Below are 23417 nucleotides of genomic sequence, written 5' to 3'. Positions count from 1 at the left end.
GGTGATGGCAAAGACACAAATCTACACCAAGGCCTTCTGTCCCTATTGCACGCGCGCGCTGCGGTTGCTCGCGTCGAAGGGCGTCGAGGTCGAGGAATTCGACATCACGATGGGCGGCCCCAAGCGCGCCGAAATGCTCGATCGTGCCAACGGCCGTTCGACCGTGCCGCAGATCTTCATCGGCGATACGCATGTCGGCGGGTCGGATGATCTCGCCGCGCTCGAGCGTACCGGCAAGCTGGACGAATTGCTCGCGGCATGAAGATCGCGCTGCTCCAGATGACCAGCGGGATCGACCCGCAGGCAAACGCGCGTACCATCGTCGGTGCGGTGGCGGCTGCCGCTGCGGGCGGGGCGGCGATGCTGTTCACGCCCGAAATGTCGGGGCTGATCGACCAGAACCGTGCGCGCGCCAAGCCGCATCTGCGCGCCGAGAGCGACGATCTCGTGCTCGCCGCGACGCGCGCTGCGGCGATGGAACACAAGGTCTGGGTGCATCTCGGCTCGCTGGCGGTGCAGGGTGAAGACGGACGGCTCGCCAACCGCGCCTTCGTGATCGACGATCAGGGCGAAATCCGCGCGCGCTACGACAAATTGCATTTGTTCGACGTCGATCTGCCGAGCGGCGAAAGCTGGCGCGAATCGGCGTCTTACGCGCCCGGCCAAGGCGCCGTCGTGGTCGATACGCCGGCTGGACACCTCGGCCTCGCGATCTGCTACGATCTTCGCTTCGCCGATCTGTTCCGCGCGCTCAGCAACGCCGGCGCGACCGTGCTGGCGATTCCCGCCGCCTTCACCCGGCCGACCGGGGCAGCGCATTGGCACATCCTCCAGCGCGCTCGTGCGATCGAATCGGCGGCCTATGTCGTGTCCGCCGCGCAGACCGGCACGCATGAGGATGGCCGCGCCACCTATGGCCATTCGCTTGTGATCGATCCGTGGGGCACCGTCCTGCTCGACATGGGCGAGGAGGCCGGCCTCGGTTTCGCGGAAATCGATCCCGCACGCATCGCCGACGTGCGCGCGCGCGTGCCCGTCATCGCGCACCGCCGCGCGATCCCCGATGTCGTTTCGGCATGATCGTTTTCGATCTGCGCTGCACGCGGTCGCATGTGTTCGAAGCCTGGTTCGGGTCGAGCGCGGCCTATGAGGACCAGCGCACGCGCGGCCTGCTCTCCTGCCCGGTGTGCGGCGACGCCGAGATCGTCAAGGCGGTGATGGCGCCCAACGTCGCGCCCAAGGGCAACAGCCGCGCCATCGCCAAGGCCGATGAGACGCCGACGCCCGCCGCGATCAAGGCGGCGATGAAGGCGCTCGCCACGGCTCAGGCCAAGGCGCTGGAAAAGTCGGAATGGGTCGGCGCGGCCTTCCCGGAACGCGCCCGCGCGATGCATGCCGGCGATCTGCCCGTCGCGCCGATCCACGGCCAGACCTCGCTCGCCGAGGCCAGATCGCTGATCGAGGAAGGCGTACCCGTCGCGCCTTTGCCCTTGCCGATCATCCCGCCCGACGCGGTGAACTGACACCGCTTGAGCGTGGGCGCTCCTGTCGGTACAGGGTGAGCGATTGGTTCCGTAGCTCAGCAGGATAGAGCGCCACATTCCTAATGTGGGCGTCGGGGGTTCGAGTCCCTCCGGGACCACCATTCTCCGACATCGCGCTGAAACGGGCGCCGCACACGCGGCGCCCGAGCGGCATTACTGCTGAGAGGTGGTGACGCTGGTCGTGGTCTTCTCGACCGTGCGGGCTTTCGGCGCGGTCGATTTGCGCACGACGCGGCGATGCACCGCCGGCGCGGCGACGGCCTGCTTGGTTGTCTCGGTGGTGATGGTCGTGGTCGGCGTCGGGGTGGGCGCCGCGATGATCACCGGCGGCGCGGCGCGCGCGGCGGCGGCATCGGCGGCTGACGCGGCGGCCTGCTGCTGCGCTGCGTCGGCACGTTCGTTGGCTGCCTGCGCCTGCTGCTGGGCCTGCGCGGCAGCGGCCTGAGCGTCGGCCTGCTGTGCGCTCGCCTGGGCGTTCCGCGCCTGCTGCGCCGCGCCGAGCGCGGTGTCGGCGAGTTCCGAGGCGTGGAGCGCGTCGGCGATGGCTTCGTCCTTCTTGCCGCGCGCGAGCTCTTCCTCGGCGGTGCGAAGCGCGGCCTGCGCCTCGGCCTGAAGGCGTGGTGCATCGCCCGCGACACCGACCTTGTTGGCGGCGTCGATCTTGCCGTGCGCTTCGGCGATGGCGGCGCGCGCGCGATCGGCCTTGCCCTGTGCGAACACTGGCGAGCCGGCGAACATCAACGCGGTGGCGCCCACGGTGGTGGCGATAAGATTGGAGCGTTTCATAATGGCCTCTCGATTGTGAAATCTTGAGGGCGAAACGATCGTCGCTCGATCATAGTTCCGAAGCGGTCGGAACTGATGGGAGACGCGAGGCGCCGGCGTATCCGCCGGCGCCCGCAATACCGTTCAGGCTTTCATGTGGCCCGCGAGGTGCTTGTTCATTTCGAACATCGTCACCTTGTCTTTGCCGAAGATCTTCTTCAGCTTCTCGTCCGCGACGATTTCGCGCTTGTTTTCAGGATTTTGAAGGTTGTTCGCCTTGATGTAATCCCAAACCTTCTTGATGACTTCGCTGCGCGGCAGACGGTCGTTGCCGACGATCGCGGCGAGATCTTCCGAGGGCTGGATCGGCGCGTGGATGCCGCCAGTCTTGGGTGCGGCGGCTGCTGCGGTCGGGGTTTTTGCCATTGTGAGTCCTTCCTGCTGTGTGTCGTTCGGGCCGACATCGGTGCTACGCTGCGGGCAGCGCGGCGACGTGTGTGCGCCGCCTTCCCTCCGATGTCACCTCGCCCGAGCGGCAAATAGCCCGTTCGTTTCGGAAGCGGGCCGGGTCGCGCTCGATACTGGCGCTTCCACGCAGATGCAAATGCTGATCGTAAGCGTGGAATTAAGCATTCCCGCTCAGAACGCCTTGCGGATCGTCGCGCCGTAGGTGCGCGGCTGCTGGATATAGCCGCTGTAGCTGCCGTCCTGCGCCGTCGTCGGGAAGGTGCTGACGATCGCGCGGTCGTCAGTCAGGTTGCGTGCCCATAGCATCATCTCCAGCTTGGCGGCCGCCACCGTCACGCCAACGCTGGCGTTGAGGATGTGATATCCCCAGGTCGCCACGTCGGGCGGCGAGCTTTCGGTCTGGTAGGTCGGGCTCATATAGTCATATTCGGCACGCAGATAGCCGCCGACGCCGGGCGCGAGATCATGCGACACTGTCGCCGATCCCGACGCGCTCCACTCGGCGATGCCGGCCGGGAGCTGGCCGGTCAGGTCGCGGAACGGTGGCGTAAGCCCGGTGTTCGGATCGATCGGACAGCGCACCGGATCATAGCTGACGCACGCCGCGCCGGTGAAGGAATCGTATTTCGCGTCGAGATACGTGACAGACCCGGCCAGCGACAGCATCTTCACCGGCGCATAGACGGTATCGACCTCAAACCCCCGGACCGATTCCTGGCCGGCATTGACGAGCGCATAGCCGAACCCCTTGAAGATGTTCGACTGGAAGCCCTTGATGGTCTGCTTGAACACCGCGAGGTTGATATAGCCGCCGCCAAACGCGCCCTTCACGCCGGCTTCGTACAAAGTGACATTCTCGGGCGCGGCGGTGCGGCCGACGCCAGTCTGGTCAGGCGGGCGGCTGTCTGACGAAAGGTTGATCGCGCCCGCCTTCCAGCCGGTCGCATAGGTGACATAGGTGCTCACCGGCCCGAAATCATAAGCGACGCGAGCGGAATAGGTCACCTTATCGCCGCGTAATACGCCGCTTTCGCGCGCGTTGGGAAAGTTCACGGGCGCGTGGCCGGGTGCGTTGGCGTAGAAGAATTGCAGCGCGGTGAGCGGGCTGAACAGGTTGGTCGGGATCGTCGCGCCGGCGGGTGCGGCCGGGTTGAGGATCGCCAGCGGCAGCAGCCCGAGTTCGCGGACATTGCCGAGATCGAGCGAAGAGAACGGGTCTTGCAGCGACACGAACGATCGCGCCGCCTTGCGATCGTTCATATACGCTACGCCGCCGCCGATCTTGAGGCGCTCGGTCAGCTTGAAATCCGCATCGGCGAACAGCGAGAACGCGCGCTGGGCGAGCGTGTAGCGGTCCGAGATGCCCTGACCCGGCTGGAAATAGGTGCGGCCCGGCAGGATCGCGGGATTGACGAGCGATTGCAGCGTTTCGAGCTGTGCGATCGCGCCGCCCGATAGACCATCAGCGAAGGCGCGCGCATCGCGGCCGAAGCGGATGTCGCGGCCGGTTTCGACATGCTCATCCTGATAGAAGCCGCCGATCAGCCAGTTCAGCCGCCCGGTGCCGGTCGAGGCGAGGCGCAGCTCCTGCGTGAAGGTCTTGATGTGGTTCGCCGCCGCATTGGTGACGATGTCGGCGCCAGTGAAATCGACATCCTGCCGCGACTGGTTTATCTGGTCGCGGTACGCGGTGATCGACGTGAGTTTGGCGAAGCCCAAGGTGTAATCTGCCTGCGCGGAGACGCCCTTGCCGATCAGCCGGTTGGTCGGATCGGTGTTGCTAACCGAGGTGCGCGCGAAGATATCGGTAGCGTCACCGACCGGCTTGCCGAGGCCGAGGGCGATGAGCCGGGTGGCCGGGCCATTGCGCACCGATGCGACCCCGCAGCACAGTTCGGCGATGCGGTTGTAATCGCCGATCACGCGCAGCGCGAAATCCGCCGTCGGCTGCCACAGCACATCGCCACGCACCGAGACGCGGTGGCGGTTGTTGATGTCCTGGCCCGTCGCGAGGCTGTGGATATAGCCGTCACGCTCGTCGACCGCGCCCGACAGCCGCACCGCCACCGTGCGGCCGAGCGGCGCGTTGAGGCTCGCCTTGCCCTGCATCAGCCCGTAAGTGCCGACGCTCAGTTCGGCCTTGCCGCCCCATTCGAACGCGGGCCGCTTGGTGATGATGCCGATCGCCCCCGCCGACACGTTCTTGCCGAACAGCGTCGACTGCGGCCCGCGCAGCACTTCGATCCGTTCGACCTCGGGCAGGTCGTCGATCGCAGCCGAGGTGCGCGTGCGGTACACGCCATCGACGAACACGCCGACCGAGCTTTCGATGCCGTCATTGCCGTTGCCGTTGCCGAAGCCGCGGATCAGGAAATTGGTCTGCCCGACCGCGTTGAACTGCTGCACCTTGAGCGAGGGCACCACCGACTGCAGATCGATCACATCGACGATATGTGCCCGCGCGATCGTCTCGGCGGACGTCACGGAGACCGAAAGGGGCACCTGCCGCAGCGTTTCGTCGCGTTTTGTGGCGGTGACGACGATATCGTCGCCACGCTGGGATACATCGTCCGCCGCCTGCGCGGGCACCGCGACCGTCAACGCCATTGCGGAGGCCGCAAGCAGCTCATATCTCATCGTGGATGACGACCCTTTTTGCGCGCCTGCCTGTCTGGCCGGTCACTCTTCCTGTTTCCCATAGTCGGGGTAGCGCGCCAGCGATTTACACGTCAATGGATCAGAAGAGTATCGCGGTAAAAGTCCGAGATCGTTTAGGATGAGATACTATTTCGATCAAAATGGTTGAAATGGTCGGCTTGTCGGTGGCGATCGGAACGATGTCGGGACTTGTGAAGGATTTAGGATGAGTGAGCGGACCGACGTAGCGAACTCGGGCGACCTATTTGAGAGTGACGGTAAAATCGCGGTTCCCGATGATGTCGCCGAAGCGGTGCGGACGTTGATCCGCTGGGCAGGCGATGATCCCACGCGCGAAGGGCTGATCGACACGCCCAGACGCGTCGCGCGCGCCTGGAAGGAATATTGCGCCGGCTATGCCGATGATCCCGCCCACCACCTCTCGCGCGTGTTCGAGGAGGTCGGCGGCTATGACGAGATCGTTCTGCTCAAGGACATTCCGTTCCAGTCGCATTGCGAGCATCACATGGCGCCGATCATCGGCAAGGCGCACATCGCCTATCTGCCGGGCAATTACGTGGTCGGCATTTCCAAGCTGGCGCGGGTGCTGCACGCCTTCGCGCGCCGCTTGCAAGTGCAGGAACGGCTCACCGCCGAGGTCGCGGATTGCATCTGGAAGAATCTCAAGCCGCTCGGCGTGGCGGTGGTGATCGAGGCGAACCACGCCTGCATGTCCGCGCGTGGCGTGCGTACCCCCGGCGTGACGATGACCACCAGCCGGATGATGGGCGTGTTCCGCGATGATGAGCGCAGCCGCAAGGAAGTGCTGTCGCTGATCGGCCTCAAGGGCTGATCGTGATGCTCCGCACTGTGCTGGTGACCGGCGCCGCGCGGCGGATCGGCGCGGCGATCGCGCGCCGGCTCGCGGCGGGCGGGCATCGGGTCGTGCTCCACCATTTCCAGTCTGCTGAGGATGCCGAGGCGCTCGCCGCCGAGCTACGCTCCGGCGGTGCCGAGGTGTCGCTGATCCACGGTGACATATCCGATGACCCCAACCGCCTGTTCGCCGACGCGGGCAGGGCGGCGGGGCGCGTGATCGACGGGCTGGTCAATTGCGCCTCGCTGTTCGATTTCGACCGCCCCCCGCATGAGAACGCCGATCTGTTCGCGACGATGATGCGGACCAACCTCGCCGGGCCGGTCGCGCTGGCGACGGCATTGGCGCGACAGGACGGGCTGGCGGACGGCGCGGTGGTCAACGTGCTCGACCAGAAGATCGCCAACCTCAACCCCGATTTCTTCTCCTACTCGCTCAGTAAGACCGCGCTCGACAGCGCGACGGTGATGCTGGCGCAAGCGCTCGCGCCGCGCGTGCGTGTCAACGCGGTGTCGCCGGGGCTGACGATGACCAGCCATGACCAGTCTCCGCAAGAATTTCATGCGGTGGCCCGCGACAATCTGCTGCGCCGCCCGGTCGCCGCCGAGGATATCGCTGGCACGGTGGCGTGGTTGCTGGAGTGCCCGAGCATCACCGGCCAGAATGTGTTCGTCGATTGCGGCCAGCGCTTCATCACCCGCGACAGCGACGTGATGTTCGCAACCCGGGAGCGCGCGCTTGACTGATTTCGGCGACAGCGGCGGGGGCCGGGCGACCTATACCGTGCTGTTGGAGGCGCTGGAGGTGATGATCGGCCTCGGCATCCACCCGGTCGAGCGCGCCGCGCCGCAGCGCGTGCTGGTCAACGTGTGGCTCCACTGCGATTATGGCGATGCCGCGCCTGAGGACCGCATCGACGCGGTGGTCGATTACGATTTCCTGCGCGAACGCATCCTCGCGCTGGCCGCGTCGCGCCACTTCGAATTGCAGGAAACGCTCTGCGACGAAATCGCCGCGCTCGCGCTGGTCGATCCGCGTATCGCCGGCGTGCGCGTGCGGACGATGAAGACCGATATCTATCCCGACGCACGCGTCGGGTGCGAGGTGGTGCGGCGGCGCTAACCTTTTGATCCTCCCCGGCACGGGGAGGGGGACCGCAAGCGAAGCGAGTGGTGGAGGGGGGCTTCCACAAGCGATATCGCTTGTGGAAGCCCCCCTCCACCAGCCTGCGGCTGGTTCCCCTCCCCACTGCGTGGGGAGGATCTTTACGCCCGGTTCGCCGCGCTCAGCACCGCGCGCACGGAGGCCGTGGCGATATCCTCGTCGATACCCACGCCCCACACCGTTCGCCCGTCGTCGGTGCGGCATTCGACATAGGCGGCCGCACGGACGTCCGATCCCTTGCCGATCGCATGTTCGACATAATCGGCGACTTCGAGATCAACCCCGAACTCGTCTCGGATCGCCGCGACCACGCTCGAAATCAGGCCGTTGCCGCGCCCGCTCACCGAATGATGCTCGCCCGCCACTTCGATATCGCCGGCGAAGATGCGGTCGCCATTGGGACCGCGCGTCTCATCATACGCGCCGAGCACGAACCGGTCGTCCGCCTTCGCCAGATAGCTCTTCTCGAACTGCCCCCAGATGTCGGCGGCGTTGAGTTCGCGGCTGGTCTCGTCTGCGAGTGCCTGGACGTGGCGGCTGAAGTCGGCCTGGAGCCGCTTGGGCAGCTTCAGCCCCTTGTCCTGCTCGATCACCCAGGCGACGCCGCCCTTGCCGCTTTGCGAATTGACGCGGATCACCGCCTCGTAGCTGCGGCCGAGATCGGCGGGGTCGATCGGCAGGTAGGGGACTTCCCACAGCTCGTCGTTGCGCGCTTCCTGCGACGCGAAGCCCTTCTTGATCGCGTCCTGATGGCTGCCCGAGAAAGCGGTGAACACCAGATCGCCCGCATACGGCGTGCGCGGATGCACGGGCAGTTGCGTGCAATAGGTGATGGTGTTGACCACCTCGTCGATGTCGGACAGGTCCAGCCCCGGCGACAGCCCTTGCGTGTACATGTTGAGCGCGACCGTCACGAGATCGCAATTGCCGGTGCGCTCGCCATTGCCGAGCAGACAGCCCTCGACACGGTCCGCACCCGCCATCAGCCCGAGTTCCGCCGCCGCGACCCCGGTGCCGCGATCGTTGTGGGTGTGCAGGCTGATCGCGATCGAATCGCGGTTACGGATATGCTTGCCGAACCATTCGATCTGGTCGGCATAGATGTTGGGCGTCGCGCACTCGACCGTGGCGGGCAGGTTGAGGATCAGCTTATGCTCGGGCGTCGGGCGCAGCACGTCCATCACCGCCTCGCAAACCTCCACCGAGAAATCGAGTTCGGCGGTGGAAAACGTCTCGGGGCTATATTCGAAATGCCAGTCGGTGTCGGGCTGCGCGGCGGCGCAGTCGCGCAGGATCTTGGCACCGTCGATCGCGATCTGCTTGATCTGCTCGCGGGTCAGGCCGAACACGATCTTGCGCCACGCCGGGCTGACCGCATTGTACAGGTGGACGATCGCCTTGGGCGCGCCACGCAGGCTTTCGAAGCTGGTCTGGATCAGGTCGCGACGCGACTGGGTCAGCACCTGCACCGTCACGTCGTCGGGGATGCGGCCGGTCTTGACCAGCCCGGAGATGAAATCGAACTCCGTCGCGCCCGCGCTCGGGAAGCCGACCTCGATCTCCTTGAGGCCGACCTTGACGAGCAGATCGAACATCCGCGTCTTCTTCTCGGCGTCCATCGGGTCGATGAGCGCCTGGTTGCCGTCGCGCAAATCGGTCGAGAGCCAGCGCGGCGGCTTGGTGATGGTGCGCGAAGGCCATTCGCGGTTGGGCAGGTCGATCTGCGGAAAAGGTCGGTATTTGGTCGAAGGATCGCGCAGCATAATGTTTCTCGCTGGCTGAAGGGACGGGATGGCTTTGGCCCTCAGGCGCGGTGTGCGTGGGGCCAAGCCCGCGCACGGTGACAGTCGCGCCTAAGGGCGCGTAAGTCGAAGCAGCAGGGCGATCCCGATCGTCATCGTCTGGCCCGATAGCGTGGGGCAGGGGAGACTGTCCAGCCTCATCATGCGAAATTCGCGCGGGCGGTCGTTCAGCGAGCGGGCGCGAACAGCGCGTCGATCCGGCTCTGCGGCAGGAACCACAGCACCGCCACCAGCGCGGCACAGCCGATGCCAAGCCACGGCGACACGAAGGTCAGCGGGATGCCGAGCGCGTAGATCAGCGCCGCCGCCCAGCCCTTGCGCGTGCTGGCGGCATAGAAACGTTCGGCGGCGGGGCCGCGCTTGCCGGTGTGGCGGATCGTCGCTTGCAGCCATGCATAGGCGACCGATGGCAGCAGCATCGTGGCGAGGTACAGCCAGGTTGCTTCGCGGTTGAAATGATGTTCGCCGAGGTATGAGGTCGAGAACGGCACCAGCGACAGCGCGAACAGCAGCAGGATGTTCGACCACAGCAGACCATTGGTGACATGCGTGGCGTGGCCGAACAGTCGGTGATGGTTCACCCAATAGATCGCGACATAGGCGTAGCTCAGCACATAGGCGAGGAACACCGGCCACAAGGTCCACAGCTTCGCCATTCCCTCCGAAATCGGCGGGTGAAGCTCCAGCACCATGATCGTCACGATGATGGCGATAACGCCGTCCGAAAACGCTTCGACGCGGCCAACGCCGGGCCGGCCCTCGGTCTCTTCGGACGGCGTATCGGTCATTGTGCCTCGAATGCAGCGTTGATGGTGAGCGGTACGCTATCCGAAACGAGATCGGCGAGGAAGGTCACGCCGTAATCACTGCGCTTGATCGTGGTGGTCGCCTGGAAGCCGATCGTCGGCTTCTTGCTCATCGGGTTGACACCGCCGCCGACAAAGCGCGCATCGAGCACCACCGGCCGCGTCACGCCATGCAGCGTCAGCGTGCCCGCGATCGTCGCCTTGGTGCCGCTGACCGTCACCTTGGTCGAGACGAAGCGCGCGGTCGGGAACTTGGCCGAATCGAGGAACTGGTCCGAGGCGAGATGCTCGTTCAGATGCGCGACCGTGGTGACGGCCTTGTTGGTCGGGAAGCTGATATCGACCTTGTCGGCAGCGGGCTTTTTGGGATCGAGCACCAGCGTGCCGGTCGGCTCGGTGAATTGGCCGCTATAGAAGGTGAAGCCCATGTGCTTGACGGTGAACAGCACCTGCGAGTGGAGCGGATCAATCGCATAGGTGCCGGCGGCGACCTGTGCGGGATTGGCGGTGCCAGGGCCGACGTCAGACTGGGCGAGGGCGGGCGTCGCCGCGAGGGCGAGTAGCGCGGTAAGAGCAAGGCGCATTGGGGTGGTCTCCGATGGGGAGACGCGCATTTGGCGATGTAAGCTGTTCAAGACAAAGCCAGAGTTGGCAACGGATCGTTTCGCGATCGTGCTGCCATCCCCGTTCGTCCCGAACGAAGTCGAGAGGCAGCCCCACGCCTGTAGCGCGGGCTGTCTCGACTTCGCTCGACACGAATGGGTAGGGATTTCAGATCAGTTCTTGGCCTTGTCCACCAGCGCGTTGGCGCCGATCCACGGCATCATCGCGCGCAGCTTGGCGCCGGTTTCCTCGATCGGGTGGCGCTGCGCGAGGCCGCGTGCCGCCTTCAGCTCGGGCTGGCCGGCGCGGTTGTCGAGCACGAAGTCCTTGACGAAGCGGCCCGACTGGATGTCGGCAAGCACGCGCTTCATTTCCTTCTTGGTCTCTTCGGTGATGATGCGCGGGCCGGTCTTGATGTCGCCATACTCGGCGGTGTTCGAGATCGAATAGCGCATGTTGGCGATGCCGCCTTCATACATCAGGTCGACGATCAGCTTAAGCTCGTGCAGGCACTCGAAATAAGCCATTTCCGGCGCATAACCCGCCTCGACCAAAGTCTCGAAGCCGGCCTGCACCAGCGCGGTGGTGCCGCCGCACAGCACGGCCTGCTCGCCGAACAGATCGGTCTCGCATTCCTCGCGGAAGTTGGTCTCGATGATGCCCGAACGGCCACCGCCGACGCCGCTCGCATAGGCGAGGCCGATGTCGTGCGCGTTGCCGCTCTTGTCCTGATGGATCGCGATCAGGCACGGCACGCCGCCGCCGCGCACATATTCGCTGCGGACTGTGTGGCCCGGGCCCTTCGGCGCGATCATGATGACGTCGAGGTCTTCGCGCGGCTCGATCAAGCCGAAGTGGATGTTGAGGCCGTGCGCGAACGCGATCGTCGCACCCTGCTTGAGGTTGGCGTGGAGATCCTGCGCGTAAATCGCGGCCTGATTCTCGTCGGGCGCGAGGATCATGGTGATGTCGGCCCAGGCGGCAGCCTCGGCGGTCGGCATCACCTTGAAGCCGGCAGCCTCGGCCTTGGCGGCGGTCGCCGAGCCGGCACGCAGCGCGATCGCCACCTCCTTGACGCCCGAATCGCGCAGGTTCTGCGCATGGGCGTGGCCCTGCGAGCCATAGCCGACGATGGCGATCTTCTTGTCGGAGATGAGGTTCAGATCGGCGTCGCGATCGTAATAGACACGCATTGTTCGTTCCCTTTCTTTCCCTCTCCCTTTGGGAGAGGATACGGAGACTTGGCAGCTTGCTGCCTCGTCGAAGTTGGTGAGGGTGATCGGGCTTGCGGGCTCTCGCCCTCACCCTCCCGTCGCTTGCGCGCCGGGCCCCTCCCTCTCCCGCTGGGAGAGGGGTTTATAGCTAAGCGGCGTCCTTGCCGCGCGAGATCGCGACGATGCCGGTGCGGGCGACTTCGATCAGCCCGACCTCGCTCATCAGCGTCACGAACTTGTCGATCTTGTCGATGCCGCCGGTCACCTCGAACACGAAGCTGGAGATGGTCGCATCGACGACACGCGCGCGGTACACCTCGGCGAGGCGCAACGCTTCGATGCGGTGGTCGCCGGTGCCGCGCACCTTGACCAGCGCCAGCTCGCGCTCGACATGGTCGCCCTCCGCCGTCAGGTCGCGGACCTTGTGGACGGGCACCAGCCGGTCGAGCTGCGCGACGATCTGTTCGAGCACCGGCGGGCTGGCCGAGGTGACGATGGTGATCCGGCTGACCGCCTTGTCCTCGGTGATCTCCGAGACGGTCAGGCTCTCGATATTATAGCCGCGCGCGGTGAACAGCCCCGCGATCCGCGCGAGGATGCCGGGTTCGTTATCGACGATGACGGCGAGCGTGTGCCGTTCTGCGGTTTGTTGCTGGATGTGCATGGCCGAACCTTCACCCCTCCCTGAAAGGGAGGGGACGGGGGTGGGTGGGTATGGGGCGGGCGAAACGGTTCCTCTCGGACCGACCCACCCCCGGCCCCTCCCTTTCAGGGAGGGGAGCAGCCTTAGCGATGAACGTCATCACACCAGCGCTTTCGCGCGGTCGTCCATCTCGCCCGACACTTCGCTCGAATAGAGCAGCATGTCGGTATGCGCGGCACCGCTCGGGATCATCGGGAAGCAATTGGCGAGCTGTGCGACACGGCAATCGACGATCACCGGGCCGTCATAGCCGAGCATGTCGGCGATGCCGTCGTCGAGCTGGTCCGGCCCCTCGATGCGGATGCCCTTCCAGCCATAAGCCTCGCCCAGCCGCACGAAATCGGGCAGCGCGTCCGAATAGCTCTCCGAATAGCGGCTCGAATAGGTCAGCTCCTGCCACTGGCGGACCATCCCCATATATTGGTTGTTGAGGATGAAGATCTTGACCGGCAGCCGGTATTGAGTCGCCGTGCCGAGCTCCTGGATGTTCATCTGGATCGAGGCCTCACCGGCGATGTCGATGACGAGCGCACCCGGATTGCCGAGCTGCGCGCCGATCGCGGCGGGCAGGCCATAGCCCATCGTGCCGAGGCCGCCGCTCGTCAGCCACTTGTTCGGCCCTTCGAAATCGAAGTGCTGCGCCGCCCACATCTGATGCTGGCCGACCTCGGTGGTGATGATCGGGTTGCGGTGGTGCGTCGCCTCCCACAGCGAGCGGATCGCCTGCTGCGGCATGATCTCCTTGGTGGAGGGCGGGAAGCCGAGGCTCTTGACCGCGCGCCACGTCTCGATCCGCTGCCACCAGTCGGCCAGATCGGGCTTAGGATGCCGCCGCGCCTTGTACACGCGCACCAGATCCTCCAGCGCGCGGCCGGCATCGGCGACGATCGCGAGATCGACACGGACGTTCTTGTTGATCGACGAGCGATCGATATCGATGTGAACCTTGCGGCTGTTCGGGCTGAACGCGTCGAGCCGCCCGGTCACGCGGTCATCGAAGCGCGCGCCGATACACAGGATCAGATCGGCCTGGTTCATCGCGTGATTGGCTTCGTAAGTGCCGTGCATGCCGAGCATGCCCAGCCACTGCGGCGACGAGGCGGGCAGCGCGCCCAGCCCCATCAGCGTCGAGGTGACCGGCGCGCCGGTGATCTTGGCCAGCTCGCGCAGCACCTGGCTCGCGCCTGGACCGGCGTTGATGATGCCGCCGCCGGTATACAGGATCGGCCGTTCCGCCGCCGCCAGCATGTCCACCGCCTGCTCGATCAGCGCCGGGTCGGCCTTCACCTGCGGGCGATAGGTCTTGTGGACCGTCGCGGTGGTTGCGGCGGGCGTCTTGACGTAGCGCGCGGTCGCGACCTGCACGTCCTTGGGGATATCGACCACAACCGGGCCGGGGCGGCCCGAGGTGGCGATATGGAACGCCTCCTTGATGGTCTCCGCCAGCTTGGCCGGATCTTTGACGAGGTAATTGTGCTTCGAGCAATGCCGCGTGATGCCGACCGTGTCGGCCTCCTGGAAGGCATCGGTGCCGATCAGCGCGGTCGGCACCTGTCCGGTCAGCACGACCATCGGGATCGAATCCATCAGCGCGTCGGTGATGCCGGTGACGGCGTTGGTCGCACCCGGACCCGACGTGACGAGCACGACACCGCACTTGCCGGTCGAACGGGCATAACCCTCGGCGGCATGCGTCGCCGCCTGTTCGTGGCGGACGAGGATGTGCTTGATCCGGCCCGACCGGAACATCGCGTCGTAAATCGGCAACACCGCTCCACCCGGGTAGCCGAACACGATCTCCACACCGAGATCGCACAGCGTCTCGATCAGGATATCGGCTCCACTTTTCTCGGCCACGGCAGGTCTCCTTTGCGGCGTTCCGCATAGCATCGTCGGAGCGGCGCTGCTAATCGCATGAAACATACGCGTCAACCGCTATCGTTGTAATAAAATTGCCAATTGTTCAAATTGTGCGGATGTTTCTGTCTCGCTCGTGCGAATCCAGCTCTCGGGCGGCTGATTTCGGAACCAGGTATATTGCCGCTTGGCGTATTGGCGCGTCGCCGTGGCGCCCGCTGCGGCGGCGGAGGCGGCGTCGATCTCCCCACCCAGCATCGCCGCGATCTCGGGCACACCGATCGCACGGCGCACCGGCGCGTCGGCGGGTACGTCGGCGCGGGCGAGCAGCGTGGCAACTTCGTCCGTGCCATCGCGCACCATCGTCGCAAAGCGCGAGTCGATCCGCGCGCTCAGCCAAGCGCGGTCAGGCAGCAGGATCAGCGCGGCGAGCTCGATGCGGTCGCCGATGCCGCCGTGCTTCGCCGCGCGCCAGTCGCCGATCGAACGTCCGGTCGATCGCACCACCTCCAGCGCGCGGGCGACGCGGGTGGTGTCGGCCGGGTTGAGCGCGGCGGCCATCGTCGGATCGAGCGCGACAAGCTGCGCATGGCCTTCCGCCACCGGCAGCGCACGGACCTCCGCGCGGATTGCCGGGTCGATCTCGGGCACCGGCGCGATGCCATCGAGCAGCGTGCGCAGATACAGGCCGGTGCCGCCGACGAGGATCGGCAGTTTGCCCGCCGAATGCGCCGCGTCGATCTCCACGCGCGCCTCACTCGCCCAGCGCGCGGCGGAATAGCCGGCGTCGGCGCCATCGACGTGGCCGAACAACCGATGCGGCGCGCGCGCTTCCTCTGCGTCAGAGGGCCGCGCCGAGACGATGCGCAGGTCGCGATAGACCTGCGCCGAATCGGCGTTGATGACCACGCCGCCGCGCGCTTCCGCCAGCGCCAGTGCGAGCGCGGACTTGCCGCTCGCCGTCGGCCCTGTAATGAGCGCGACCTTCGGGAGTTCGGTCATGCGACCATCTCTTCTCGTTCGCCCTGGGCCTGTCGCGCAACACCTGCTTCGACAGGCTCAGCACGAACGGGGGAGGGTAGTGAAGGGTAACGAATGTTCATCGCCACGTTGATAGCACCGGGCCGGCTCACCGCAGGCGATATTTCCGAAGCCCGCGACCGGCTCGACGCCGCCGGCTGTTCGAGCGTGGCGGGCGGCTGGCTCGACGCCGGCGACGCCGCCGATCTCGCCTTCACACTCTCGCCCGATGCCGCGCGGCAGGCGCTCGAAGGCGCATGCGCCGGAGTCGATGTCGTCGTCCAACCCGCCGAGGGCCGCCGCAAGCACTTGCTCGTCGCCGACATGGATTCGACGATGATTACGGTCGAATGCATCGACGAACTCGCCGATTACGCGGGCATCAAGGCGCAGATCGCCGCCGTCACCGAAGCGGCGATGCGCGGCGAACTCGATTTCGAATCGGCGCTCGATGCACGCGTCGCCTTGCTCAAGGGGCTGGACGAGGGCGTCATCCAGCGCTGCCTCGACGAGCGCGTGAAGATCATGCCCGGCGCCGAGGCACTGGTGAAGACGATGCGCGGCTGGGGCGCCACCGCGATCCTCGTCTCGGGCGGGTTCACCCGCTTCGCCGAGCCGGTCGCGGCGAAGATCGGCTTCCACCGCGCGATCGCCAACCGGCTGGAGATCGCCGAGGGCGCACTGCGCGGCACCGTCACCAAACCGATCGTCGGCGCGCAGACCAAGCTCGACACTTTGCGCGCCGCCACTGCCGAATTCGGCCTGCCGGAAGCGGCGACGCTGGCAGTCGGCGACGGCGCCAACGATCTCGCGATGATCGGCGCGGCGGGGCTCGGCGTCGCGTACCACGCCAAGCCGATCGTCGCGGCCGCCGCCGCCGCACGGATCGACCACGGCGATCTCACCGCATTGCTCTACGCGCAGGGCATCCCGCGCGCGGAGTGGGTGCGAGCCTGATCCGCTCCGCACCGGCTTGACCGTTCGCCGCGTGCGAGCGATCAGGCGCGATGCCTCGCCACACGATGACCGCGCATAGCCGCGTGCTGCTCGCTAGCCTGACCGGCACCACGGTCGAGTTCTACGATTTCTACATCTATGCGACCGCCGCTTCGCTGGTGTTCGGGCCGTTGTTCTTCCCGACCGCCGACAAGGCGGTGCAATTGCTGTCCTCCTACGCCGTGTTCGGCGTGGCCTTCATCGCCCGGCCGGTCGGCGCGGCGCTGTTCGGCCATTTCGGCGACCGGATCGGGCGGAAATCCACGCTCGTCGCCAGCCTGATGCTGATGGGCGGATCGACCGTGCTGATCGCCTTCCTGCCGACCTATACGCAGGTCGGCTGGGTGGCGCCGGCGATCCTGTGCGTATTGCGCTTCGGGCAGGGGCTTGGCCTCGGCGGCGAATGGGGCGGGGCGTCGCTGCTCGCGGTCGAGAATGCGCCCAAGGGCTGGGAAATGCGCTACGGCATGTTCCCGCCGCTCGGCGCGCCGGTGGGGTTCGTCGCCGCGAATGGCTTCTTCCTGATCCTCGGCAGCGTGATGAGCGACGCGGATTTCCTCGCCTGGGGCTGGCGGCTGCCGTTCCTGACCAGCGCGGTGCTGGTGCTGCTCGGCCTGTGGGTGCGGCTCAAGCTCACCGAAACGCCCGCGTTCCTGGAGGCCGAAGCGAAAGACGCGATCCCGCCGGTGCCGTTCGCCGAACTGCTGCGCGATCATCTCAAGCCGGTGCTCGCGGCGACATTCTGCGTGGTCGCCTGCTATGCGCTGTTCTACCTCTCGACCGCCTTCGCGCTCGGCTATGGGACGAGCGTTCAGGGGCATGGCCGGCAAGCGTATCTCGCGATCGAGATGGCGGCGGTGCTGTTCCTCGCGCTCGGCGTGATCGTCGCGACCGTCTTGGCCGATTGGTACGGCGTGCGGCGGGTGATGGCGTTCGGCTTCTTCGGATGCATCGTCGCCGGGCTGACGATCGCGCCGGGGCTGGGCGCGGCGTCGCTGTTCGGGGTGTGGCTGTGGCTGGCGGCCGCGCTGTTCGTGATGGGATTCACCTACGGGCCGCTCGGCGGCTTCATCCCGGAGCTGTTCCCCGCCGGCGTGCGCTATACTGCGGTGAGCCTCGCGTTCAGCATGGGCGGGATCATCGGCGGCGCGCTGACGCCGATGGGCGCGTCCGCGCTCGCCAAGAGCGAAGGGTTATGGGCGGTGGGCATGCTGCTGGTCGCGGCCGGCGCGCTGAGCCTCGGCGGGCTGGCGATCGCGCGGCGCGCGACCAGCGCGCGCTGACTCACCGGATCACGAACACGCCCTTATAATCGTCGCTGGCATCGGCGAGCGTCGTGCTGCTGAACTGATAGGTGCCGCCGCGCCGCGTGGCCGGGGCAAGAAACCGCACCGTCGCGCGCTCGCCCGCGCGCAGCACGATCTGCCCGTCGCGGGTTTCGCCACGATCCTCGGCGCGCACCCGCGCGGCGGCGAAGAACGCCTTCTGCGTTAGGTTGTGGCCCTTGTCGGAGCGGTTGGTGACGCGCAGCACATACGGCGCGCCCTGCCGCAGCACGATCCGGCGAGGCACGAAGCCGTGGTCGGTCATGGTGATCGCGATCGGCTGCGCCTTCGCCCAATTGGGCGCCTGCGCGGCGGCGGGGGCGGCCAGCACGGCCAGCGTGAGGATAAGGGCTTTCATCGGGGTGTCTCCGGTTGGGATGTCGGATGTGCCAATGATGCAGCGTCGGGTTCGTTCCGCTGGCGGTGCGAGCAGCGGTTTTGGGGGGCGGCACGCGCGCGCATCGTTTCGATTTGGGCGAAGGCGAACGGCGAAAGCTGCAAAGGTTGTCCACCGGACGCACCGTGCGGGAGTGTCATGTTTGGGCGTTGCGGGCCGCCGACCCACGTCGCCAGTCGCGAAGCGGGAGCGGCGTGGTTGGCGCTGATACGGTCGGAAAGCATGGCCGGAAGCATGGCGAAAACGGCGCGTGTAGGACAGGTCGACAACAGCGCTTATCGAACGGCAAAAGCTGGTGGCTATCTGCCGTTCGCAGGGGCTGCTTGCCGTGCGGGCGGCGCAGGTTCCATACGCAAATGCTCACAATGGGCGGCGGTTACGTCGTCAGCCCAGCGTTGTTAATCCTCGGAACGTTCAGGAGGCGTCGTCCGGCAAATGACGGGTTCTTTGCGATGGCATGCGCTCGCACCCGTCAGCATAATCGCGGCTACTATGATTGTGAACGAGTGTCGCATTGGGGGATCATCGCACTCGTTGCCGTTCGGCGACAAGTGGGCGACTGCCGTCCGGCTGCTTTTCCTCCCGGTAGCTACCGTTCAGCTTTCAAGCTGTTCGCGCGGGCGTGGAGCCTCGGAACGGCGTGAGGTGGGTGGAAAGCGGACGTTTCGGTTGCGTATCGCTAATGATCCTTCCTGTCGTTCGGCTGGGTCGGATTTTGAGTAACGATGAACGTCTCCCATCCATCATAATCGACCCCGGACTGTTCGGCCGCGCCGACGATAATAGGTGTCAGCGCTTGGAATGTCGCGAAGTCGACCGGCATTTTACGCGAAAGTACGACGCCGTTCGGACCACTTAGCCAATGATCGACAGAAAAGCCGTGAGTCTTGAGATTGGCAGCAAGCGACCCGAGTGATTTCCGCTGCCCATAAAACCAAAAGTCCGTCTTCCTCGGCGCGTGTCCGTCGTCACCGCTCTTTTGAAGATTGGCAATAACGTCTTGATCGCCATTCAACTGGCTTTCGAGCGGTGTTGGCGTAACGAGCTGGATCAATGCTCGGCGATCGTCCACTTCTGATGCATCGCAGATAAATCCGGGAACTCGGTTAGTCTGCAGCACCGGCGAAAAATCGATTGGCCCGTGATGCACAAAGAACATGCGGCGCTGGCCTTGACCAGTAACGCTCGCAACGCGGAGCGCCCCCGTTGCGGGTAGTTCCTCATCAAGTTTGTCTTCGATGGAATAGAGGCGGTTTGTACCTTGTGGCATCCCCTGATCATTCACGTTCGTGGGGTCGGTCCGGCAAATCACGACCGTCGCCCGCCCGTTTAGCAGCAGCGTCTGAACTTGGGCGTTGCCTGTTCTAGCGACAACTACCAGTGGCTTACCGTCGGACGCGACACGTTCGTAGATCATCCAACGGTCGCTATTTGAAGATGGCGCTTTGTCCGTATGGGCACTGACAGGTAGCGAAAAAGAGGAAAAACCCAATAAAAAGGAGGCGATCTTCTTTATCATTTCCGCGCCCCCGGATGATTTTCCCAAGCAAGACCAACGGCTCGTAGCTTGCTGAAGAACGCTTATCAACGTCCGCTACCGGGCGATCATTGCCGATTGAACGCCACCGTCTCGCTGGTCGCGAAGGGAGGTTTGACGACCGCTTCATACCAGTCGTCACGAAAACCCGGCAAGGCCGACAGGTGCGCGATCAAGTCCGCCCAACCCGCCGCCTCCTCATGGACGTCCATACGCGACGTGCCACTTCAACGTCGCAGCATATCAAGTCCGTCGTGATCTCGTCGCGTTTGTAGAAGACTACAGTGTCGATCGTCGAAAGCGGTAGCTGGCTAAGGACGGCGGGCTTGATCGTCACCATGCCATTATGCCTTGTTGAACGATCGCCTTCAATCGCGGAGCGGGTGGATCGCCCACAACTCCGGCCTTCCCATTGCCAGCCCCGCGCCTTACATGCCCGTCTCTTATGGCCCGTCCCAAACCCCCTGCTTTCGAAAAGACCAAGATCGTCGCCGAGAACCGGCGCGCGCGCTACGATTACGCGATCGAGACGGTGTACGAGGCCGGCATCGCGCTGACCGGCACCGAGGTGAAGTCGCTGCGTTCGGGCACCGGCTCGATCGCGGAGAGCTATGCCGAGGTGAAGGACAATCAGGTCTGGCTGATCAACTCGAACGTGCCCGAATTCAGCCACGGCAACCGCTTCAACCACGAGCCCAAGCGCCCGCGCAAATTGCTGCTGCACGAGCGCGAGATCAACAAGATGCACGGTGCGGTCGCGCGGCAAGGCATGACGTTGGTGCCGCTGATGATCTACTTCAACTCGAAGGGCCGCGCGAAGGTCGAGCTCGCGCTCGCCAAGGGCAAGAAGGATCACGACAAGCGCGAGGCCACCAAGGAGCGCGAGTGGAAGCGTGACCAGGGCCGCCTGATGCGGGATCGCGGTTGACGATGTTCGCGAAGGCCGCCGCCTGGGCGCACCGCAACCTGCCGACCCGCGAGAGCCTCGAGCGCAACCGCTTGCTCCGCCCGGTCGCGCACCGCGTGCTCGAACCGGCGCTGTGGCGGTTCACGCGGCGCTCGGTGCCGCGCGGGGTCGCGCTCGGCATGGTGACGGGCATCCTGTTCCCGGTCGCGCAGGTGCCGCTGTCGGCGCTGCTCGCGCTGCCCTTGCGCGCCAACATTCCCACCGCGGCGCTCACCACCTTCATCACCAACCCGCTGACCACGCCGCCGCTGTGGGTGGCGGCCTATTGGATCGGCAGCCGGCTGCTCCGCTACGAGGGCGCGACCGTCCACGTCGGTCAGAGCTGGCTGCACTGGCTCGTCTCGCAGGCCGGGCCGTCGCTGGTGGTCGGCCTGCTCACCCTCACGACCGTGTTCGCGGTGACGGGCTTCGCGGCGAGTGCGCTTGGCTGGCGCTGGTGGATCGTGCGCAAGTGGCGCGCGCGGGCGCTGCGCCGGGCTGGACCAGCGCTGTAACATTCGCGTAGAACACCGCATCCAAACTTATCGGGGTGCGTCATGTTGAGATCCTCTACCCTCGCGGCTTTGCTGTCCGCCACGATCCTGGCCGGCTTTGCGATCAGCCCGGTCGTCAGCCAGACCGCGACCCCCGCCGCAACGCCAGCCACCAAGCCGCAGTTCGGCACCTTCGGCTTCGACGAGGCGGGCATGGACCGCTCGGTCGCGCCCGGCGACGATTTCTACCGCTACAGCAACGGCACCTGGGCCAAGACCACGCCGATCCCGTCCGACAAGTCCAACTACGGCTCGTTCAACCTGCTCTCCGATCTGTCCGAGGCGCGCACCAAGGGCATCCTCGAAGCCGCCGCCAAAGACCCATCCTCGAAGATCGGCACCGCCTACGCCACCTTCCTCGATCGCTCCGCCATCGACGCCAAGGGCCTCGCGCCGATCCAGCCGTGGCTCGGCAAGGTCAAGGCGCTCAACGCCCGCAGCGGCTATGCAAAGCTGGTCGCCGAAGCCGCCCGCGCCGGGATCGACGGCCCGTTCGCATCCGGTGTCAATCAGGACGACAAGAACCCCGAAGTCTATGCGCTCGGCCTCCAGCAATCCGGCCTCGGCCTGCCCGACCGCGATTATTATCTGAGCAAGGACGCCAAGCTCGCCGAGGCCAAGGCCGCCTACCAGACCCACATCGCCAAGGTGCTGACGCTCGCCGGCGAACCGAATGCAGAGGCCCGCGCCAAGGCGATCGTCGATTATGAAACCCAGATCGCCACGATAAGCTGGACCCGCACCGAAAGCCGTGACGCCGACAAGACCTACAACAAGCTGACCGTCGCCGCGCTCGCCAAGTCCGCCCCCGGCTTCGACTTCGCCGGCTATTTCGCCGGCCTCGGCGCGCCGGTCGACAGCGTCATCGTCGCGCAGCCGAGCGCCGTCACCGGCATCGCCCGGCTGATCGCCGCCGCGCCGCTCGGCGTGCTGCGCGATCAACTGCTGGTCCGCTCGCTCGACGCGTATGCCGACGTGCTGCCCAAGACGTTCGACGACGAGCATTTCGCTTTCTACGGCACCATTCTGTCGGGCACGCCCGAGCAGGAGGCGCGGTGGAAGCGTGCGGTGCAGTTCACCACCGGCGCGATCGACGATGAGGTCAGCAAGCTCTACGTCGCCAAATATTTCCCGCCCGAGACCAAGGCGGCCGCCGACGCGCTGGTCCACAACATCATCGCCGCGATGGACACGCGCATCGACAAGCTCGACTGGATGACGCCTGAGACCAAGCGCCGCGCCCACGCCAAGCTCGCCGCCTTCACCCCCAAGATCGGCTATCCGAGCCAGTGGAAGGATTACAGCGGACTCACCATCACGGCGGGCGATGCGTTCGGCAATGAATGGCGCGCCAACCAATTCAGCCACGCCTATAACGTCGGCCACCTCGGCAAGCCGCTCCAGCGTTGGGAATGGGGCATGACGCCGATGGAGGTCAACGCCTATGCCAACCCGCCGATGGTCGAGATCGTCTTCCCCGCCGCGATCCTCCAGCCGCCGTTCTTCGATCCCGCTGCCGATCCAGCGGTCAATTATGGCGGCATCGGCGCGGTGATCGGCCATGAACTCAGCCACCATTTCGACGATCAGGGCGCCAAGTATAACGAGCATGGCCAACTCGCGAGCTGGTGGACCCCCGCCGACGTCAAGGCGTTCAACGCGCGGACCGAAGCGCTCGCCAAGGAATATGACGCCTATGAGCCGCTGCCCGGCATGCACGTCAACGGCCACCTCACGCTCGGCGAGAACACCGCCGATCTCGCCGGGCTGACGATCGCGCACGACGCCTATCGCGCCTCGCTCGCCGGCAAGGAGCCGCCGGTGATCGACGGGTTCAGCGCCGATCAGCGCTTCTACCTCGGCTGGGCGCAGGTGTGGCGGCGCAGCTACCGCGAGGCGAATTTGCGCCAGCGGCTGCTCACCGACCCGCACAGCCCGTCCGAACAGCGCGCCGCCGTCGTCCGCAATCTCGATCCGTGGTACGCCGCGTTCAAGCCCAAGCCGGGCGAGAAACTGTACCTCGCGCCCGAACAGCGCGTGCGGATCTGGTAGCAGGACGCACCGTATCCCAATCCAGTGTTCCCGCGAAAGCGGGAACCCAGAGCAAAGCAGAACCACGATCTGCGGCTCTTGGTACTCTGGACTCCCGCTTTCGCGGGAGCACAAAAAGGTGTTGCTCGACCTAGCACACGATCGGGGTGA

At 65.6% G+C, this 23417-nt stretch carries 24 protein-coding genes and 1 tRNA gene; 12 read left to right on the top strand and 13 right to left on the bottom strand.

Annotated elements, in window-relative coordinates; translation table 11 throughout:
* Positions 1-4: 4 nt before the first annotated feature.
* The 4 genes from grxC (at position 5) to EWE75_RS01150 (ending at position 1645) form a co-directional block, all read left to right on the top strand.
* Positions 5-262 carry a glutaredoxin 3 gene (grxC, locus tag EWE75_RS01165; RefSeq protein WP_130154847.1) on the top strand — a complete coding sequence of 86 codons (258 nt, stop codon included), beginning with the start codon at positions 5-7 and terminating at the stop codon, positions 260-262.
* Positions 259-1080 carry a carbon-nitrogen hydrolase family protein gene (locus EWE75_RS01160; RefSeq protein ID WP_130154846.1) on the top strand — a complete coding sequence of 274 codons (822 nt, stop codon included), beginning with the start codon at positions 259-261 and terminating at the stop codon, positions 1078-1080. Before grxC ends, EWE75_RS01160 begins: the two co-directional genes overlap by 4 nt.
* Positions 1077-1523, top strand: a complete 447-nt coding sequence (locus EWE75_RS01155) for a DUF1178 family protein (protein ID WP_130154845.1) — start codon at positions 1077-1079, stop codon at positions 1521-1523. Before EWE75_RS01160 ends, EWE75_RS01155 begins: the two co-directional genes overlap by 4 nt.
* Positions 1524-1568: 45 nt before the next feature.
* Positions 1569-1645 (top strand) — tRNA-Arg (locus tag EWE75_RS01150).
* Between the two features lie 52 nt (positions 1646-1697).
* Here EWE75_RS01150 and EWE75_RS01145 read toward each other — a convergent pair.
* From EWE75_RS01145 to EWE75_RS01135, 3 genes are all read right to left on the bottom strand, one after another.
* Positions 1698-2330, bottom strand: a complete 633-nt coding sequence (locus tag EWE75_RS01145) for a hypothetical protein (protein ID WP_130154844.1) — start codon at positions 2328-2330, stop codon at positions 1698-1700.
* A 123-nt stretch (positions 2331-2453) separates the two neighbouring features.
* Complete coding sequence (locus EWE75_RS01140; RefSeq protein ID WP_069205897.1) at positions 2454-2735, bottom strand: SWIB/MDM2 domain-containing protein; 282 nt, start codon at positions 2733-2735, stop codon at positions 2454-2456.
* Positions 2736-2948: 213 nt separating this feature from the next.
* The gene (locus EWE75_RS01135) at positions 2949-5414 is read right to left on the bottom strand and encodes a TonB-dependent receptor (protein WP_130154843.1); all 2466 of its coding nucleotides are present in this window, start codon (positions 5412-5414) and stop codon (positions 2949-2951) included.
* Positions 5415-5640: 226 nt separating this feature from the next.
* Here EWE75_RS01135 and folE point away from each other — a divergent pair, with 226 nt between their 5' ends.
* Genes folE through EWE75_RS01120 form a run of 3 tightly spaced genes read left to right on the top strand, consistent with a single transcriptional unit; the run spans position 5641 to position 7413 of the window.
* Positions 5641-6267, top strand: a complete 627-nt coding sequence (gene folE / locus EWE75_RS01130; protein WP_130154842.1) for a GTP cyclohydrolase I FolE — start codon at positions 5641-5643, stop codon at positions 6265-6267.
* A gap of 5 nt (positions 6268-6272) precedes the next feature.
* Positions 6273-7037 (top strand): SDR family oxidoreductase, encoded by a 765-nt coding sequence (locus EWE75_RS01125; RefSeq protein ID WP_206364647.1) that lies wholly within the window; start codon positions 6273-6275, stop codon positions 7035-7037.
* A complete protein-coding gene (locus tag EWE75_RS01120; RefSeq protein ID WP_282432655.1) occupies positions 7030-7413 on the top strand; it encodes a dihydroneopterin aldolase in 384 nt (127 codons plus the stop codon). The genes EWE75_RS01125 and EWE75_RS01120 overlap by 8 nt, the downstream gene beginning before the upstream one ends.
* A gap of 143 nt (positions 7414-7556) precedes the next feature.
* On the opposite strand, the gene leuA is transcribed toward EWE75_RS01120, so the two are convergent.
* The 7 genes from leuA to miaA all read right to left on the bottom strand — a co-directional run bounded on the left by leuA (position 7557) and on the right by miaA (position 15442).
* On the bottom strand, positions 7557-9218 hold the full coding sequence (gene leuA, locus EWE75_RS01115; protein WP_130154840.1) for a 2-isopropylmalate synthase: 1662 nt from the start codon (positions 9216-9218) through the stop codon (positions 7557-7559).
* Between the two features lie 206 nt (positions 9219-9424).
* Positions 9425-10045: a TMEM175 family protein gene (locus EWE75_RS01110; protein ID WP_130154839.1), complete on the bottom strand. Its 621-nt coding sequence runs from the start codon at positions 10043-10045 to the stop codon at positions 9425-9427.
* The gene (locus EWE75_RS01105; protein WP_130154838.1) at positions 10042-10647 is read right to left on the bottom strand and encodes a YceI family protein; all 606 of its coding nucleotides are present in this window, start codon (positions 10645-10647) and stop codon (positions 10042-10044) included. The genes EWE75_RS01110 and EWE75_RS01105 overlap by 4 nt, the downstream gene beginning before the upstream one ends.
* A gap of 192 nt (positions 10648-10839) precedes the next feature.
* Positions 10840-11859 (bottom strand): ketol-acid reductoisomerase, encoded by a 1020-nt coding sequence (ilvC, locus tag EWE75_RS01100; RefSeq protein ID WP_130154837.1) that lies wholly within the window; start codon positions 11857-11859, stop codon positions 10840-10842.
* A 169-nt stretch (positions 11860-12028) separates the two neighbouring features.
* Entirely contained in the window at positions 12029-12544 is a 516-nt protein-coding gene (ilvN, locus tag EWE75_RS01095) for an acetolactate synthase small subunit (protein ID WP_130154836.1), read from the bottom strand.
* 138 nt (positions 12545-12682) lie between these two features.
* A complete protein-coding gene (locus EWE75_RS01090; protein WP_130154835.1) occupies positions 12683-14440 on the bottom strand; it encodes an acetolactate synthase 3 large subunit in 1758 nt (585 codons plus the stop codon).
* A gap of 78 nt (positions 14441-14518) precedes the next feature.
* Positions 14519-15442, bottom strand: a complete 924-nt coding sequence (miaA, locus tag EWE75_RS01085) for a tRNA (adenosine(37)-N6)-dimethylallyltransferase MiaA (RefSeq protein WP_130154834.1) — start codon at positions 15440-15442, stop codon at positions 14519-14521.
* A gap of 93 nt (positions 15443-15535) precedes the next feature.
* Here miaA and serB point away from each other — a divergent pair, with 93 nt between their 5' ends.
* Positions 15536-16417, top strand: coding sequence for a phosphoserine phosphatase SerB (serB, locus tag EWE75_RS01080; RefSeq protein WP_130154833.1), 882 nt, complete (start codon positions 15536-15538; stop codon positions 16415-16417).
* A 50-nt stretch (positions 16418-16467) separates the two neighbouring features.
* Positions 16468-17739 (top strand): MFS transporter, encoded by a 1272-nt coding sequence (locus tag EWE75_RS01075; RefSeq protein ID WP_231708140.1) that lies wholly within the window; start codon positions 16468-16470, stop codon positions 17737-17739.
* Position 17740: 1 nt separating this feature from the next.
* Here EWE75_RS01075 and EWE75_RS01070 read toward each other — a convergent pair whose 3' ends face one another.
* The 3 genes from EWE75_RS01070 to EWE75_RS25440 all read right to left on the bottom strand — a co-directional run bounded on the left by EWE75_RS01070 (position 17741) and on the right by EWE75_RS25440 (position 19927).
* A complete protein-coding gene (locus EWE75_RS01070; RefSeq protein ID WP_130154832.1) occupies positions 17741-18139 on the bottom strand; it encodes a cupredoxin domain-containing protein in 399 nt (132 codons plus the stop codon).
* Between the two features lie 718 nt (positions 18140-18857).
* Complete coding sequence (locus tag EWE75_RS01065) at positions 18858-19697, bottom strand: DUF695 domain-containing protein (RefSeq protein WP_130154831.1); 840 nt, start codon at positions 19695-19697, stop codon at positions 18858-18860.
* A gap of 86 nt (positions 19698-19783) precedes the next feature.
* Positions 19784-19927: a hypothetical protein gene (locus EWE75_RS25440; protein WP_231708139.1), complete on the bottom strand. Its 144-nt coding sequence runs from the start codon at positions 19925-19927 to the stop codon at positions 19784-19786.
* A gap of 233 nt (positions 19928-20160) precedes the next feature.
* Here EWE75_RS25440 and smpB point away from each other — a divergent pair, with 233 nt between their 5' ends.
* The 3 genes from smpB to EWE75_RS01045 are packed head-to-tail and all read left to right on the top strand — an operon-like array spanning position 20161 to position 23267.
* Complete coding sequence (gene smpB / locus EWE75_RS01055; RefSeq protein ID WP_130154830.1) at positions 20161-20643, top strand: SsrA-binding protein SmpB; 483 nt, start codon at positions 20161-20163, stop codon at positions 20641-20643.
* Between the two features lie 2 nt (positions 20644-20645).
* Positions 20646-21176: a DUF2062 domain-containing protein gene (locus EWE75_RS01050; protein ID WP_130154911.1), complete on the top strand. Its 531-nt coding sequence runs from the start codon at positions 20646-20648 to the stop codon at positions 21174-21176.
* A 42-nt stretch (positions 21177-21218) separates the two neighbouring features.
* Entirely contained in the window at positions 21219-23267 is a 2049-nt protein-coding gene (locus EWE75_RS01045; protein WP_130154829.1) for a M13 family metallopeptidase, read from the top strand.
* Positions 23268-23417 lie beyond the last annotated feature (150 nt).

The organism is Sphingomonas populi (genome assembly GCF_004208535.1).
Classification (GTDB): domain Bacteria; phylum Pseudomonadota; class Alphaproteobacteria; order Sphingomonadales; family Sphingomonadaceae; genus Sphingomonas; species Sphingomonas populi.
Note: the sequence above shows the minus strand (reverse complement) of the source record. Positions and strands in the feature narration are given on the sequence as shown.